Source organism: Mesorhizobium loti (assembly GCA_014189435.1).
GTDB lineage: Bacteria > Pseudomonadota > Alphaproteobacteria > Rhizobiales > Rhizobiaceae > Mesorhizobium > Mesorhizobium loti_G.
On sequence record CP050293.1, the window covers coordinates 433,356 to 448,274 of the forward strand.

The following is a 14,919-nucleotide window of genomic DNA, read 5'->3' on the forward strand; positions in this document are numbered from 1 at the left end:
CAGCGATGGCAAAGGGGAATCACAAGAGGGTACGCGGCAAGCCGCAGATCCACAGCCTGCTGGAGCACTACCAGCCGATCGACGGCGTCGTCGACGAGATGGTCGATGCGTCAGGCAACCCCCGCCCGATCTGGAAGCACTTCATCGAATCGCTCGACGAGTTGGGGCCTGAAAAGCTCGGCCAGCGCTTTGCCCGCGCCGACCAGTATTTGCGCGATGCCGGCGTCTACTACCGCGTCTACGACAAGGCCGGCGCCAATGAGCGTGAATGGCCGCTGGCGCATGTCCCGGTTCTCATCGAGGAGAGCGAGTGGGCGGCGATCAGCGCCGGCCTCGTGCAACGCGCCGAGCTGTTCGAGGAGACCATCGCCGATATCTACGGGCCGAACCGGCTGGTCGAAAAAGGCATCCTGCCGGCGGGGCTGATCGCGGCCAGTCCGGAATATTTGCGGCCCGTCGTCGGCACCAGGCCGGCCGGCGGCCATTTCCTGCATTTCTGCGCCTTCGAGCTCGGCCGTGGGCCTGACGGCCAGTGGTGGGTGTTGGGCGATCGCACCCAGGCGCCGTCCGGCGCCGGCTTCGCGCTGGAAAACCGTGTCGCCACCACACGCGCGCTGTCCGATATCTATGGCGAGATGCATGTGCACCGCCTTGCCGGCTTTTTCCGCCGTTTCCGCGATGCGCTGATCGGCATGGCCAAGGAAACCGACGGCCGCGTTGCTATCCTGACGCCGGGGCCGCTCAACGAAACCTATTACGAACACGCCTATATCGCCCGTTATCTCGGCATCATGCTGCTCGAAGGCGAGGATTTGACCGTTTCTGGCGGCCGGCTGATGGTGCGCACGGTTTCCGGCCTGATGCCGATCAGCGTGTTGTGGCGGCGGCTCGATGCCGCTTTTGCCGACCCGCTCGAACTGCGCCCGGATTCGCAGATCGGCACGCCGGGCCTGGTCGAGGCGATCCGTCAGGGTGCGGTTGCGACCGTCAATGCGCTGGGCTCCGGCCTGATGGAGACGCGCGCGCTGCTCGCCTTCCTGCCGAAGATTTCACGTGCCCTGCGGGGCGAGGAATTGCTGCTGCCGAGCGTGGCGACATGGTGGTGTGGGCAAGCAACCGAACGCGCGCATGTGCTGGCCAATATCGATCGCATGGTTATCGGGCCGGCGCTGTCGACGAGACTTGCCTTCGAGGATGACGAACAGACGAAGCTCGGCTCGGCGCTGTCCGCCGGTGAGCGGGCGGAGCTGGTGGCGCGCATCGAACGCTATGGCGGCGACTTCGTCGGCCAGGAAGCGGTGACGCTTTCGACGACGCCGGTCTATGTTGGTGGCTGGCTGGAGCCGCGGCCGGCGAGCCTGCGCGTCTATCTGGCGCGCACGCCGGACGGCTGGACGGTGATGCCCGGCGGTTTTGCCCGCGTCGGCCTGTCGCTCGACCCGACGGCCATCGCCATGCAGCGTGGCGGCCAGGCAGCGGATGTCTGGGTTGTCAGCGACAAACCGGTGGAGCGCGAGACGCTGTTGCCGCAAGAAGGCGACAGTTTCAGCCGCACTAGGCCGGGTAGCCTGCCCAGCCGTGCGGCGGAGAACCTGACCTGGCTCGGCCGCTACATCGAGCGCTCGGAAGACACGGTGCGCATCCTGCGCGCCTATCATGTTCGGCTGGCCGAGACCTCCGACCCGGATATGCCGCTGCTCGCCGACATCAGGGATTATCTCGAACCGTTCGGTATCGACGTCGAGACGGCGATCCCGTCGGGGCTGATCGGTACGCTGGACAGCGCCGTCTACAGCGCCGGCCAGATCCGCGACCGCTTCTCGCCCGATGGCTGGCTGGCGCTGAAGGACCTGTCGAAGACCATCCATCAGTTCGCAACGACGGTGGCGCCTGGCGACGACGCGACACGGGCGATGACGGTCATCCTGCGCAAGCTCGCCGGCTTTTCCGGCCTTCTGCATGAGAACATGTACCGCTTTGCCGGCTGGCGCTTCCTCGAGATCGGCCGCCGGCTGGAGCGCGGCATCCAGATCGCCCGCACGCTGTCGCGGCTGACCAGCACCAAGGCGCCAGACGGCGCGCTCGACATGATGCTGGAGATCGGCGACAGCGTGATGACCCACCGCCGGCAATATCCGGTGCAGGCCGGACGGCGCACGGTTATCGACCTGCTGGCGCTCGATCCGCTCAATCCGCGCTCCATCCTGTTCCAGCTCGAAAGGCTGAAGGCCGAGATCGGCCTGTTACCGTCGCTCGGCGGCGAGGGGCACATGTCGCCGGCGGCGAAGGAGATTCTGCAGCTCAACACCCAGATCGCCATCAAGGAGCCTTCGGATATGACGGCAAAGGCGCTGGACGAACTCGCCTACGAAATCGGCGGCCTCTACAACAGCCTCGCCAAAGCCTATTTCGGCTAAGCAGGTTCCACAAAAGTGTCGCACGGTTTTGCGACAAGAACCTGCGCAAAGACAGAAAAAATAGAACATGCTCTACGATATCAGGCTTCATCTCCACTACGATTACGCTGCCGCTGCTGGCGGCGGTCGTCATCAGGTGCGTGTACTGCCGTCGACGATATCGGGCGTGCAGCGTGTCATCGCCGCATCCCTGTCCTTTGCGCCGGCGCCCAGCGAGCGTTCCGACTTTTCCGATTTCTTCGGCAACAACGTCACCTCGATCGCCTTTCGCGACGCTCATGACACGCTCGACATAAGGATGAGTGCGCGCGTCTCGGTGTCGCGGCCCGAGCCCGGACTCGACGTGTCGCCCGATCTCGGCCGGCTCAGGCAGGAGCTCGCCGCGGTGCGGTCGTTGGCGCCTGATACACCGCACCATTTCCTGACGGCCAGCACCCATGCCGGCATCGATGCTGCGATCACCACCTACGCACGGGACAGCATCGCCGGCTCTACCGCCGGCACGGCCATGAACCTGTGCAATCGGATCCATCGCGATTTTACCTATGACGGCGAAGCGACCACGGTGCGAACCCGGGCCAGCGATGCCTTCAAGCTGAAGCGCGGCGTCTGCCAGGACTTTTCGCACATCATGATCGCCGGCCTGCGCGGACTCGGCATTCCGGCGGGTTATGTCAGCGGCTTCCTGCGCACCATCCCGCCGAAGGGCAAACCCCGGCTGGAAGGCGCCGATGCCATGCATGCCTGGGTCAAGGTCTGGTGCGGACGCGATGCCGGCTGGCAGGAATTCGATCCGACCAACGGCATGCGGGCCAGCAATGATCACATCACTGTCGGCTACGGCCGCGACTATTCGGACGTGGCGCCGATCGTCGGCGTCCTCAAGACCACCGGCGGACAGGTCGGCGAGCAAGCTGTCGACGTCATTCCGGTCGTGCTCGAAAAGGCCTGAAAGCAGGCCGCACACACGCAGCGGGTTCTTTCTCGCAATTCTGGATGGAATGGACAAGACTGCTTCTCAAACGCCGATGTGGCCGCTAATCTGCATTCGTTTCGAGGTGGACGATAATTGTATTCTTAAGCGCGAGGCGCGGGGTTTTGTAATTGAGAGCGATCAGCGCCGTCATTCCTGCCTGCAACGCGGCGGCGACCATCGGGGCAACGCTGGCGTCGCTTCGCAGCGAGGCCGAGATCATCGGCGAGATCCTGCTGGTCGACGATGCATCGACGGACGGCACGGCAGCTGTGGCGCGGCAGGCCGCGGCGGAACTGTCGTTGCCGTTGCGCGTGTTGCCGGCCAGTTGCCGCGATGCCGGCGGCGCTCGCAATGTGGCGCTAGACCAGGCAGTCCATCCCTGGGTCTACCTGATCGACGCCGACGACCTGCATCTGCAAGGCGGATTGCGCTCGCTGCTCCGAAAGGCGGTAGAGCAGCCGAAAGCCGATATGATCGTGGGCGCTTACCGGCGACGGGTGAACGGCCAGGATCGGCAGATCAAAGTGCCGAACGGCTATCAGGCCGCATGCCTGGCAAATGCTTCAGCCTATGTGAAAGGCGACATACGGTCGGTCGCCGTGGGCAGCGTCCTGGCATCTCGAGCCCTGATCGGCGAGACGAGGTTCCCGGTCGGTTTGGCCTATGACGAGGACACGCTGTTCTGGGCGCGGCTGATGAGCAAGGCATCGCTCGCCATGGTTTCGCAACCCGTCATGGTCTATGAGGTTTCGCCGGTGCGTTCCGATGACCGCTATGCGATCAACTCGGTACGGCGCTTCCTGGATTGGCGCCGAGAACTGCGCACGCTTACCGACTGCAACATCCCGATGTCGGCGCTCAAGGCCAGAGAAGGGCTTGTCGCGCTCAAGATCGCCCGGGTCCACTATGCGCGCGGCGATCTGGACACCGCGGCACGCTTCCTGGCGGTCGCCGCGGCAGCCCCCAAGCGACGCTCGGAAGCCTGGCGCTGTCTGCGTTACAGGTTCAAGCTCGCGGCGCGGCGGCGTTTGTCCGCGCCGTCGATCCAGATGCAGGGCGCTCTGTAGGCGCCAGGTCCCACCGGACCTACTCTATATCGGCGCACAGGCTTTTCGGACGGCGTGTGGAACCAGCAATCGGCCAACAGCTTATCTACGGATATTTGCGTGGAGCTGACATGCTGCAAAAATCCGGATTGTCGCACAGCCGGCCGGCTGACGAAGACGCTGCGCCGAAAAATGATGCGCCGAAGAACGGGGCGCAAAGCTCGGCCGATAATGCGTCACTTACTTATGTCAGCGATACCGAGCCCGGCATCCGGCGACTGAAGACAGGCAAGGGGTTTTCCTACAAGGGTCCGGACGGGCGGGCGGTTCCTGATGCTACCAGGGCGCGCATCGAGGCGATCGTCATTCCGCCGGCCTGGACGGATGTGTGGATTTCGCCCGACGCCGACGGCCATATCCAGGCAACCGGCAGGGATCAGCGCGGACGCAAGCAATACCGTTACCATCTCCAATGGGCCAAAGAACGCGACGGTGCCAAATATTCGAGCCTTGTCGCCTTTGCCGAAAGCCTGCCAGACCTGAGGCGCAAGATCGACAGCGATCTGCGCCGTCGTGGCTTGCCGCTCGAGCGTGTCGTCGCCGCGGTTGTCTGGCTGCTTGACAACACGATGATCCGGGTCGGCAATGCCGCCTACGCCCGCGACAACAAGAGTTTCGGGCTGACCACATTGCGCGACCGCCATGTCGATATTGTCGGCTCAAGCCTTCGGTTTGCCTTCAAGGGCAAGTCCGGCAAGGAGTGGAAGCTGAAGCTGATCGACCGCCGCATCGCCGGAATCGTGCGCGGCGCGCAGGACCTGCCTGGCCAGAAGCTGTTCCAGTATCTCGATGAGGATGGCAGCAGGCGGCCGGTGCGCTCCGAGGACGTCAACCGCTATATCCGCGATGCCACCGGTGATGCGTTCAGTTCGAAGCATTTCCGCACCTGGGGCGGCACCATCCACGCCGCGTCGCTGTTTGCACAGACGGAATTGCCGCAAAGCCAGGCGCAGCAAAAACAGGTGAGTAACAGCGTCATCGACAAGGTCGCCGAGCGGCTGGGCAACACACGCGCCGTCTGCCGCAAATGCTACATCCATCCGCAGGTCTTCGAAGCGTGGATCGAGGGGCGGTTGCTGGACGAAATGGCGCAGGCCAACAAGCGCAAGCGCGCGATCGACGGTCTCGATGACGAGGAAGCTCTCGTGCTGCGATGGCTGATGATGCGCGAAAGCTGACTGGCTGCGACCGGCGGCCGCCAAATCCGCCGCATCGGGATTTTTTTATCGACGTCGTGTCGGGATCGGTCTTACTGTTTCGTCCTTTGACAGAGAAAAAGGACCAGCCATGCTCTACGCAATCCTCTGCTATGCTTCCGAAGATGTCGTCTGCTCGTGGAGCAAGGCACAGGACGACGAAGTCATGGCCAATCTCCTCGACGTTCAGGACAAGTATGCCAAGGCCGGCCGGCTTGGCCCGGTGGCGCGGCTTTTGCCGACCACGGCGGCGACGACCCTGAGGAAGGTCAAGGGCGAATCGGTCGTCATCGACGGTCCGTTTGCCGAGACCAAGGAACAGTTCCTCGGCTTCTACACGCTTGAATGCGCCGATCTCGACGAGGCCGTCGAGTTCGCTCGCGAGCTTTCCGAAGTCAATCCGAGCGGCGGCTCCTATGAGATCCGGCCGGTCTCGATCTTCAATCCCGCCAAGGTTTCCGCATGACCGAACTCGCCTGGATCAGCTCCGCGATCAGCGTCGCCCGCCCGCAGGCGATGGGCGCGCTGCTGCGTTATTTCCGCGATCTCGATACGGCGGAGGAAGCTTTCCAGGACGCCTGCCTCAGGGCCATCAAGAACTGGCCGCAGAACGGCCCGCCTCGCGACCCGGCGGCCTGGCTGATCTTTGTCGGCCGCAACAGCGGCATCGATGCGGTGCGCAAGCGCGCCAAGCAGGCGCCGATGCCGGAGGAAGACCAGATTTCCGACCTGGAAGACGCCGAGAGCGATATCGCCGAGCGGCTGGACGGGGCGCACTACCGCGATGACATTCTGCGGCTGCTGTTCATCTGCTGCCATCCCGATCTGCCGGCAACGCAGCAGATCGCGGTGGCGCTGCGCATCGTCTCGGGCCTCACCGTCAAGCAGATCGCGCGCGCCTTCCTGGTTGGCGAAAGCGCTATGGAGCAGCGCATCACCCGCGCCAAGGCGCGCATTGCGGATGCCGGCGTGCCGTTCGAGACGCCGGGCGCGGTCGAGCGGTCGGAACGGCTCGCCGCTGTCGCCGCCATGGTCTATCTGATCTTCAATGAGGGCTATTCGACCAACAGCGGCGAGGCGCCGGCCCGCGCGCCGCTGTGCGAGGAGGCGATCCGGCTGGCACGGCTGTTGCTGCGGCTGTTCCAGACCGAGCCGGAGATCATGGGGCTGACGGCGCTGCTGCTTCTGCAGCATGCGCGCGCACCGGCCCGTTTCGACGAAGACGGCGAGATCGTGCTGCTCGAGGATCAGGATCGCAGCCTGTGGAGCCGCAAGATGATCGATGAGGGGCTGGCGCTGGTCGACAAGGCGCTGCGCCATCGCAAGCCCGGCCCCTATCAGGTGCAGGCGGCTATTGCCGCGCTGCATGCGCGGGCCGAAAAGGCCGAGGACACCGACTGGAACGAGATCGACCTGCTCTACCGCTTGCTCGAGCAGATGCAGCCGTCACCGGTGGTCACGCTCAACCGGGCCGTTGCTGTCTCGAAGGTGCGTGGACCGGCAGAGGCGCTCGCCATGATCGAGCCGCTGGAAGACCGGCTTTCGGGCTATTTCCACTTCTTCGGCCTCAAGGGTGGCCTTTTGATGCAGCTTGACCGGGGCGAGGAGGCGCGCGTCGCCTTCGACCGCGCCATCGCGCTTGCCAACACGGCGGCGGAAGCAGCCCATATCCGCATGCATATCGACCGGCTGATGAAGGACGGCGCCGTGCGCCCGCCGGCGAAAAAGGCAAACTGAGCGTCATCCGCCCATCTGGCTCAATCGTGTCGCTCGGGCTTGGACCATGCCGGGGTGGCGATTTTCCCCTGAAACGAGTAATGCCACGCCATGACTGTGCCTGAAGTGCCTTTCGGTACGCGGGCGACACGGCAAAGGCTTAACCCGGCGCCATATGATGGCGACGGGATCTGAAAGGGACAAAAATGACGATAGCCAAGGAAACGACCGAGCTTCTGGCGAAACTGGGTGTGGCCAAGGACGCGCTTGTCGGCGGCGACATGATCGTGAAGAGCCCGGTGACGGGCGAGCAGATCGCGGCGCTGAAGACGATCTCGCCGGCTGACGCAGCCAAGGTGATCGATGCCGCGCACAAGGCCTTCCAGGCGTGGCGGATGGTACCGGGCCCGCGGCGTGGCGAACTGGTGCGGCTGCTCGGCGAGGAGCTGCGCGCGCACAAGGCCGAGCTTGGCCGGCTGGTCTCGATCGAGGTTGGCAAGATCCCGTCCGAGGGGCTCGGCGAAGTGCAGGAAATGATCGACATCTGCGATTTCGCCGTTGGCCTCTCCCGGCAATTGTACGGTCTGACCATCGCCACTGAGCGCCCGGGCCATCGGATGATGGAAACCTGGCATCCGCTCGGCGTCGTCGGCGTCATTTCCGCCTTCAATTTCCCGGTCGCGGTGTGGTCGTGGAACGCAGCGCTGGCGCTGGTCTGCGGCGACGCGGTGGTGTGGAAGCCGTCGGAAAAGACGCCGCTGACCGCACTTGCCTGCGAGGCCATCTTCAAGCGTGCGGTCAAGCGCTTCGGCGCGGACGCACCGCAGGGCCTGGCGCCGGTGCTGATCGGCGACCGGGCCGTCGGCGAGATCCTGGTCGATCACCCCAAGGTGCCGCTGGTTTCGGCCACCGGCTCGACCCGCATGGGCCGCGACGTCGGCCCGCGCCTGGCCAAGCGCTTTGCGCGCGCGGTGCTGGAGCTTGGCGGCAACAATGCCGGCATCGTCTGCCCGACAGCCGATCTCGACATGGCGCTGCGCGCGATTGCCTTTGGAGCGATGGGCACGGCAGGCCAGCGCTGCACGACGCTGCGGCGCCTGTTCGTGCATGACAGCGTCTACGACGCGCTGGTTCCGCGTCTTAAGAAGGCCTACGAAAGCGTGTCGGTCGGCAATCCGCTGGAAACCTCCTCGCTGGTCGGGCCGCTGATCGACAAGGCGGCATTCGACGCCATGCAGAAGGCGCTGAAGGAAGCCACCGCCCATGGCGGCAAGGTGACCGGCGGGGCGCGGGTCGAGAACGGCCATCCGGACGCCTACTACGTGCATCCGGCGCTGGTCGAAATGCAAAGCCAGGTTTCGCCGGTGACGGAAGAGACCTTCGCGCCGATCCTCTATGTGATGAAGTACTCGGATTTCGACGCCGTGCTCGACGAGCACAATGCGGTGGGGGCCGGCCTGTCGTCATCGATCTTCACCCGCGACCTGCAGGAATCCGAGCGCTTCCTCGGTGTCGACGGGTCGGATTGCGGCATTGCCAATGTCAACATCGGCACCTCGGGCGCCGAGATCGGCGGTGCCTTCGGCGGCGAGAAGGAAACCGGCGGCGGCCGCGAGAGCGGCTCCGATGCGTGGAAGGCCTATATGCGGCGCGCCACCAACACGGTGAACTATTCCAAGGCGCTGCCGCTGGCCCAGGGCGTCTCCTTCGATATCGATTGAGAACGCCGGAGGTCTGACCGCCCGGCGATCAGATCGCGCAGGTCGATGATGCGCAACTCGCCGTGACGCTGGACAGTCTTTCGCGCTTGTCCAGCGTCGGTTTTTCATAATTTTTTTCATGCAGGGTTCCTCTCCGTGCAGGGTGCCGCGCAGGCAGCGGCAAACCTGTATGGAAACCCTATCACGTTTTCGCATCTCCCGCACGGGGATGCGACCCGATCCGGCTCTAGACGAGATAGAGCATGATGTTGTCCGAAAACCGCTTCACACTTTTCGGCATCATGCTCCAATCAATCGCCAGCTTCGGCCGACGGAAGGCTCGCCTCGAAGGCGGCGTCGATGATGGCCAGCTTGACGGCCTGGGCGGCCATGTACTCCTGGTAGAATTCGCCCGACACCCACATCACCGAGTTACCGCGCTGGCCGAGCCAGCCGATGCTGCCAAGGTCTTCGGCATCGCGCAGTTTGCGTGCCAGGTGGGTTCGCGACAGCTTGAGCCATTTGGCGAAGTCACCGATCGAGACGATGCCGGTCGGGATTTGGGCGAGGCCGGCATGGTCGGGATCGACGCCCGATATCAGCCAGTCCATGACGACGCCGCCATTGTTGAGCCAGGTGAACAGCGAAAAGGTCTGCTTGGGCTCACGCACGGGACTGGAGGAGACCAGGCCGTCGGCCACCAGCGGTTGCACCCTGGCAAGCGCGTTGGGCCGCTCCAGGAACGTCGCCAGGCGGTTTGCGCCGTCGAGATTGTCCAGCGTGTGCAGGTGCGCCATCATCCAGCCGGCAACCGTCTCCAGCGTGTTCACCGTTGGCTGAATGGGGCGGATGCGGCCGTCCTGTGTTGCCGGCAGATGCTCGATGAAATTGTAATGCAGCATCTCCTTGAGGAAGGCGTCGGCGGTGTTGCGGCTGGCGACGGAATTCTCGCGGATAACGTCGATGAAACGCGCCGCCGTCAACTGCTTGCGGTAGTCGTCGGGCTCCCGCCTGAAATGCAGGGCAAGGCCGATATGCGCCATCAGCCAACGCTGCTGGGTGGCAAACACCGAGGCAAGCCTCGGGTTCATCTCGTAGGCCTGGATCAGCGCCTGCGCCTGGGCACGGACACAGCGATACAATGCCGGGTGACCGGCAATATGGTTCAAGGTCAGCGCCATTCTCCCCCCGTGCGTCGAGCCCCCCAACGCGAAGACGCAGGTCACATTTTCAGCCTTCACGGCCCGTGTCCAGACGCGCCCGGTCTATAACAGGTTATGATCGCCAGGAGATAACGTTCACGGTCCGGGCAGATATCGATCCGCGCCGGTTCTCAGCGGTCTTCCGGGGTTGGAAAACAGGCGTCGAAGGCCGCATCGACAATAGCCAGCTTGGCGGCCTGGACGGTCATGTACTCCTGGTAGAAGGTTTTCGACACCCACATCACCGAATGGCCGCGCTGGCCGAGCCAGCCGATGCTGCCGAGTTCCTCGGCGGCGCGCAGCTTGCGGGCAAGGTGGGTCCGCGACAGCTTGAGCCATTTGGCGAAATCTCCGATCGAAACCACACTGGTCGGAATCCGGTCCAGGCCGGCATGATCGGGGTCGATGCCCGACATCAGCCAGTCCATGACGATGCCGCCATTGTTGAGCCAGATGAACAGGGAGAAGGTCTGGTTGGGCTCGCGCACCGGCTTGGAGGCAAGCAGGCCGTCCGCCACCAGAGGCTGCAGCCTGGCAACCATCTCGGGGTGTTCCAGGAACCTGGCCAAGCGGTCAGCACCGTCGAGGCGATCCAGCGTCCGCAAATGGGCAAGGACCCAGCCGGTAAACGTTTGGACGGTTGCCGCCGTCGGCTGCAAGGGGTGTGTGCGGCCGTCCCCGCCCGACACATACTCGGCAATGTGGTAGTGGAGCATCTCCTTGATGAAAGCGTCCGCCGTGTTGCGGCTGGCCACGGCATGCTGGTGCACGAACTCGATGAAACGGGATACCGTCAACTCCTTGCGGCGGTCGTGCGGGTCGCGCCTGAAATGCATGGCAAGGCCGACATGGCCCAATAGCCAACGCTGCTGCGTCGCGAAAATCGAAGCCAGCCGCGGGCTCTCTTCATAGATCCGGATCAGCGCCAAAGACTGTGCCTGAACATGGCGATGCAGGGCCGGATGGCCGGCAATGTCTTCCAGATTCAGCGTCATCCTCCTCATGTTCCGATTCAACTCCAAACGCGGAGTTGCGTTCCACATTTTTCAGCCTTCGACAGCTGTGTCCAGAGGGTACCAAAGTTGGAGAAGAGGCGCTGTCCGATAGCGGCCAGCGGCGTGCTAACTGATTGCTGCGGCCAGAGCATAGGAGACGTCGCATCCGCTGTCGCGTCGGTCCAGTAGGCTTTTGCCTTCTTCTATCCGCTATCGGAAAAAAACCGGCGCCCCCGAAAGTCGCCGGAGGCGCCACGCGATCATTGTCGGCCTGCGTCAGCCGTTTGGATCGTAGCCGCCATCGGCACCGTCGCCGATGTAGATGCCGCCGTATGTGCCGCCGTCCGTGGCCGAGCGATGGATGTCGAGATCGAGGGTCGCGGTCTGGACCATGGCCTCCGGCAGCGGGCGTGCTGGCTACATGCGCATCAGCAGGCCGCCGTCGACGGCAAGTTCGATGCCGGTGATGTAGCTCGCCGCGTCGGAGAGCAGGAACAGGGCCGCATTGGCCATGTCCTGCGGCGTGCCGATGCGGCCGAGCGGCGCGTAGCTCGCCACGGCCGAGCGCTTCTCCTCGGTGTCCCAGCGCGCCTGCAGCGGGGTCAGCGCCATGCCGGGGCAGATGGCGTTGGAGCGGATGCGCTCGCCGGCCAGCTGCATGGCGAGCGATTTGGACAGCGCGCAGACCCCGGCCTTGGATGCCTGATAGGCGTCCTGCGGGTTGGCGTCGCCGCGATACCACTGGATGGTCGAGAAATGCACCATGGCGCCGCCTCGGCCGCCGGAGCGCATATGGGGTACTACCGACCGCGCGGTGTGCACGAAGGATTTCAGATTGATCCTGAACACCTCGTCCCAGACGTCGAGATCCATCTCGAGGGCCGACTTGTCGCGGCCGAACCACAGCACGCCGGCGACATTGGCGAGATAGTCGATGCCACCGCGCTCGCGGCCCGCCGTACCGATCGTCTGTTCGACAAAGGCGGCGTCGGTGAGGTCGCCCTGCGCGAAGGTGAGCCTGTCGTCGTAAGAGGCGAGGGAGGCCGGCCGGGCCTTCACGTCGATGGCGGTGACGGAGGCACCGGCATCGAGCAGCGCCAGCGTGATCGCCTCGCCCATGCCGCCGCCTGCGCCGGCGACGACCGCATGCCTGCCGGTGAAATCGTAAGCGATCATCTGAACCCCTCGTCTGCTTCTGCCGAAATGCCGATCGAGAGTGACAATAGGGGCGGACTAAAAATCCATCAAGCGGTATTAGAAAAAATTTGCCAAAATGGAAAATCGCGATATCGTACCCAAAATGACCTCTCAGCTCGGATGGATTTCAACAGCATGAACCTGCATTCCGGCGCGCGGACCTTTTCCGTGACTTCTCCCGTCGACGGCTCGACCTATACGACGCGCTCCTATGCCGATGGTTCCACCATCGAGGCAGCGCTCACCCGGGCTCGTGCTGCGCTGCCTTCCTGGCGGCGGACGCCGCTGGCCGACAGGCTGGCAATCCTGCTGCGCTTCGGCGAGGAGATGAAGGCGCGGGCAACGCCGCTGGCCGAGATGGTGGCCTGGCAGATCGGCCGGCCGCTGTGGCAGGCCGACGAGACGCCGCGCCTGGCGCTGGTCGGACAGCTGCTTGCCGACATCGCACCGGAAACGCTGGCCGATGTGCCGTATCCTTCGGACGAGACCATCCGCCGCTATGCCAAACCGGTGGCGGGTGGCCTGCATCTGTCGATCTGCGCGTGGAATTACCCGACCGCCATGCTTGGCTATCTCGTCACGTCGCCGCTTGCGGCCGGCAATGTCGTGATCTTCAAGCATTCGCCGCAGACGCCACTGATTGCCGAACTGGCCGAGGACGCCTTCCGCGCCGCCGGCGGTCCCGAGGGCGTGTTCCAGAGCCTGCATCTCGATCATGCAGATGCCGAGCAATTGATCGCCTCGGGCGCCTTCAACGCGGTGAATTTCATCGGTTCGGTCAATGGCGGCCGGCGCGTCCATGCCGCCGCCGCGGGCACCTTCACACAGGTTCATCTCGAACTCGGCGGCAAGGATCCGACCTATATCAGGGCCGATGCCGACCTTGAGGCAACGATCCCGCAGATCGCCGAGGGCACCTATTCCAACGCCGGCCAGTCCTGCTGCTCGGTCGAGCGCATCTATGTCGACCGGGCGATCCATGACCGCTTCATCGAAGCGCTGGTCGCCGAGACGGCGAAATGGACGATTGGGCATCCGATCGGCGAGAAGCCGATGGTCGGCCCGGTGGTGCGGGCGAGTGCCGCCGACACGATCCGCGATCTCACCGAGCAGGCGGTGCGGGCAGGGGCCCGGCGGCTGATGCCGCAGGATGGTGGGCTCAAGGCCTCAGGCCTCGGCGCCGCCTATGTCGCGCCGGAAGTGCTGGTCGGTGTCGACCACGACATGCGGATCATGCGCAACGAACTGTTCGGGCCGGTGGCCTGCATCCAGTCGGTCGGCAGCGATGACGAGGCGATCCGTCTGATGAACGACAGCGATTTCGGCCTCAGCGCCTCGATCTGGACCAGGGATATCGATCGCGGCGTGGCGCTGCTCGACGAGGTCGAGGCCGGCACCGTCTATCTCAACCGCTGCGACCACGCCGATCTGCATCTGCCCTGGGGCGGCATCAAGAATTCCGGTCTCGGCCGCACCAATGGCCGTGCCGGCCTGGCGGAGGCGACGGCGGCGAAGGCCTATCATGTCCGCTCCGTCATCGGCTGATCCGGAGGTCGGCCCGGTGAGCGCCGCGAGCCTTGCAGGGCTTGACGATGGAGCAATCGCCGCGCTGGCCGCCGCCAGCGTCGAGCGGCTGCGCGTCGAGGCGGCAAGCCCCTATCTTCTGATCGCCGAACACGCCGGCAATCGCGTGCCCGCGCCGTGGTCCGATCTTGGCCTCGCAGCACCCTATCTTGGCACGCATTTCGCTGTCGACATCGGCATCGATGCCCTGACGCGCCGGCTGTCGCGGGCATTGCGGGCGCCGGCCGTGGTCGCGCATTATTCGCGGCTGTTCCTCGACTACAACAGGCCGGCCGGTGAATGGGACTTCATGCGCCCGGATCTCGGCGGCATTCCGGTGCCCGGCAATCTGGCGCCCGATGCAGTCGATGTCAGGCTGCGCAAGAGGATCGCCTGGGCGCCGGTCGAACAGGCTGTTATCGAGGCCGCGGCGGGCCGGCAGGCGCTGATCTCGGTGCATTCCTTCACCCCGGTGATGGGCGGTGTCAGGCGCAATGTCGACATCGGCGTGCTGTGGCGGGAGCCGTCCCCCTTCGTCACCTCGGTGCTGAAAACCCTTGGCGCGCGGGGCGCGGAGGCCGGGTTGAGGGTCGGCGACAACGAGCCTTATGACTGGCGCCAGGCGGTCGGCTACACGCTGAACCGGCACGGGCTGGAACAGGGAAGGCCCTGCCTCTATCTCGAAGTCCGCAACGACCTGCTTTCCGATCCGGAAACATTCGAGCTCGTCAGCCGCACCCTGGAGGATGTCTTTGCCACCGTCGCGATGTCGCTATGGCCGAAACCAGCCGTAGCCGTCTAAAGGCTGGACGCCCCCGAGGCGCGCCGCTAGAGCTTGTCGAATTGGAAAC

The 14,919-nt window shown here is 64.4% G+C and carries 12 protein-coding genes; 9 read left to right on the top strand and 3 right to left on the bottom strand.

Annotation, left to right across the window (positions count from 1 at the left end):
• The first annotated feature begins 5 nt into the window (after positions 1 to 5).
• From HB777_02105 to HB777_02135, 7 genes are all read left to right on the top strand, one after another.
• A complete protein-coding gene (locus HB777_02105) occupies positions 6 to 2,417 on the top strand; it encodes a circularly permuted type 2 ATP-grasp protein (GenBank protein QND62824.1) in 2,412 nt (803 codons plus the stop codon).
• A gap of 67 nt (positions 2,418 to 2,484) precedes the next feature.
• Entirely contained in the window at positions 2,485 to 3,369 is an 885-nt protein-coding gene (locus HB777_02110) for a transglutaminase family protein (GenBank protein QND62825.1), read from the top strand.
• Between the two features lie 152 nt (positions 3,370 to 3,521).
• Positions 3,522 to 4,460, top strand: coding sequence for a glycosyltransferase (locus HB777_02115; protein QND62826.1), 939 nt, complete (start codon positions 3,522 to 3,524; stop codon positions 4,458 to 4,460).
• Between the two features lie 110 nt (positions 4,461 to 4,570).
• Positions 4,571 to 5,677 (top strand): DNA topoisomerase IB, encoded by a 1,107-nt coding sequence (locus HB777_02120; GenBank protein QND62827.1) that lies wholly within the window; start codon positions 4,571 to 4,573, stop codon positions 5,675 to 5,677.
• A 109-nt stretch (positions 5,678 to 5,786) separates the two neighbouring features.
• Positions 5,787 to 6,161 carry a YciI family protein gene (locus HB777_02125; GenBank protein QND62828.1) on the top strand — a complete coding sequence of 125 codons (375 nt, stop codon included), beginning with the start codon at positions 5,787 to 5,789 and terminating at the stop codon, positions 6,159 to 6,161.
• The gene (locus tag HB777_02130; protein QND62829.1) at positions 6,158 to 7,432 is read left to right on the top strand and encodes an RNA polymerase sigma factor; all 1,275 of its coding nucleotides are present in this window, start codon (positions 6,158 to 6,160) and stop codon (positions 7,430 to 7,432) included. The genes HB777_02125 and HB777_02130 overlap by 4 nt, the downstream gene beginning before the upstream one ends.
• A gap of 185 nt (positions 7,433 to 7,617) precedes the next feature.
• A complete protein-coding gene (locus HB777_02135) occupies positions 7,618 to 9,132 on the top strand; it encodes an aldehyde dehydrogenase family protein (GenBank protein QND62830.1) in 1,515 nt (504 codons plus the stop codon).
• A gap of 290 nt (positions 9,133 to 9,422) precedes the next feature.
• On the opposite strand, the gene HB777_02140 is transcribed toward HB777_02135, so the two are convergent.
• The 3 genes from HB777_02140 to HB777_02150 all read right to left on the bottom strand — a co-directional run bounded on the left by HB777_02140 (position 9,423) and on the right by HB777_02150 (position 12,484).
• Positions 9,423 to 10,292 carry a hypothetical protein gene (locus tag HB777_02140; protein QND62831.1) on the bottom strand — a complete coding sequence of 290 codons (870 nt, stop codon included), beginning with the start codon at positions 10,290 to 10,292 and terminating at the stop codon, positions 9,423 to 9,425.
• A gap of 152 nt (positions 10,293 to 10,444) precedes the next feature.
• On the bottom strand, positions 10,445 to 11,308 hold the full coding sequence (locus HB777_02145; protein QND62832.1) for a hypothetical protein: 864 nt from the start codon (positions 11,306 to 11,308) through the stop codon (positions 10,445 to 10,447).
• A gap of 417 nt (positions 11,309 to 11,725) precedes the next feature.
• On the bottom strand, positions 11,726 to 12,484 hold the full coding sequence (locus tag HB777_02150) for an SDR family oxidoreductase (GenBank protein QND62833.1): 759 nt from the start codon (positions 12,482 to 12,484) through the stop codon (positions 11,726 to 11,728).
• Between the two features lie 156 nt (positions 12,485 to 12,640).
• On the opposite strand from HB777_02150, the gene HB777_02155 reads away from it, so the two are divergent.
• Both HB777_02155 and HB777_02160 read left to right on the top strand, forming a co-directional pair.
• A complete protein-coding gene (locus HB777_02155; protein ID QND62834.1) occupies positions 12,641 to 14,050 on the top strand; it encodes an aldehyde dehydrogenase family protein in 1,410 nt (469 codons plus the stop codon).
• Positions 14,028 to 14,870 (top strand): N-formylglutamate amidohydrolase, encoded by an 843-nt coding sequence (locus tag HB777_02160; protein ID QND62835.1) that lies wholly within the window; start codon positions 14,028 to 14,030, stop codon positions 14,868 to 14,870. Before HB777_02155 ends, HB777_02160 begins: the two co-directional genes overlap by 23 nt.
• Positions 14,871 to 14,919 lie beyond the last annotated feature (49 nt).

Coding starts and splice junctions, on each gene's coding strand:
- HB777_02135 (QND62830.1), top strand. CDS start 7,618: ATGACGATAGCCAAGGAAACGACCGAGCTTCTGGCGAAACTGGGTGTG.
- HB777_02155 (QND62834.1), top strand. CDS start 12,641: ATGAACCTGCATTCCGGCGCGCGGACCTTTTCCGTGACTTCTCCCGTC.
- HB777_02120 (QND62827.1), top strand. CDS start 4,571: ATGCTGCAAAAATCCGGATTGTCGCACAGCCGGCCGGCTGACGAAGAC.
- HB777_02150 (QND62833.1), bottom strand. CDS start 12,484: ATGATCGCTTACGATTTCACCGGCAGGCATGCGGTCGTCGCCGGCGCA.
- HB777_02110 (QND62825.1), top strand. CDS start 2,485: ATGCTCTACGATATCAGGCTTCATCTCCACTACGATTACGCTGCCGCT.
- HB777_02130 (QND62829.1), top strand. CDS start 6,158: ATGACCGAACTCGCCTGGATCAGCTCCGCGATCAGCGTCGCCCGCCCG.
- HB777_02105 (QND62824.1), top strand. CDS start 6: ATGGCAAAGGGGAATCACAAGAGGGTACGCGGCAAGCCGCAGATCCAC.
- HB777_02125 (QND62828.1), top strand. CDS start 5,787: ATGCTCTACGCAATCCTCTGCTATGCTTCCGAAGATGTCGTCTGCTCG.
- HB777_02160 (QND62835.1), top strand. CDS start 14,028: ATGTCCGCTCCGTCATCGGCTGATCCGGAGGTCGGCCCGGTGAGCGCC.
- HB777_02145 (QND62832.1), bottom strand. CDS start 11,308: ATGACGCTGAATCTGGAAGACATTGCCGGCCATCCGGCCCTGCATCGC.
- HB777_02140 (QND62831.1), bottom strand. CDS start 10,292: ATGGCGCTGACCTTGAACCATATTGCCGGTCACCCGGCATTGTATCGC.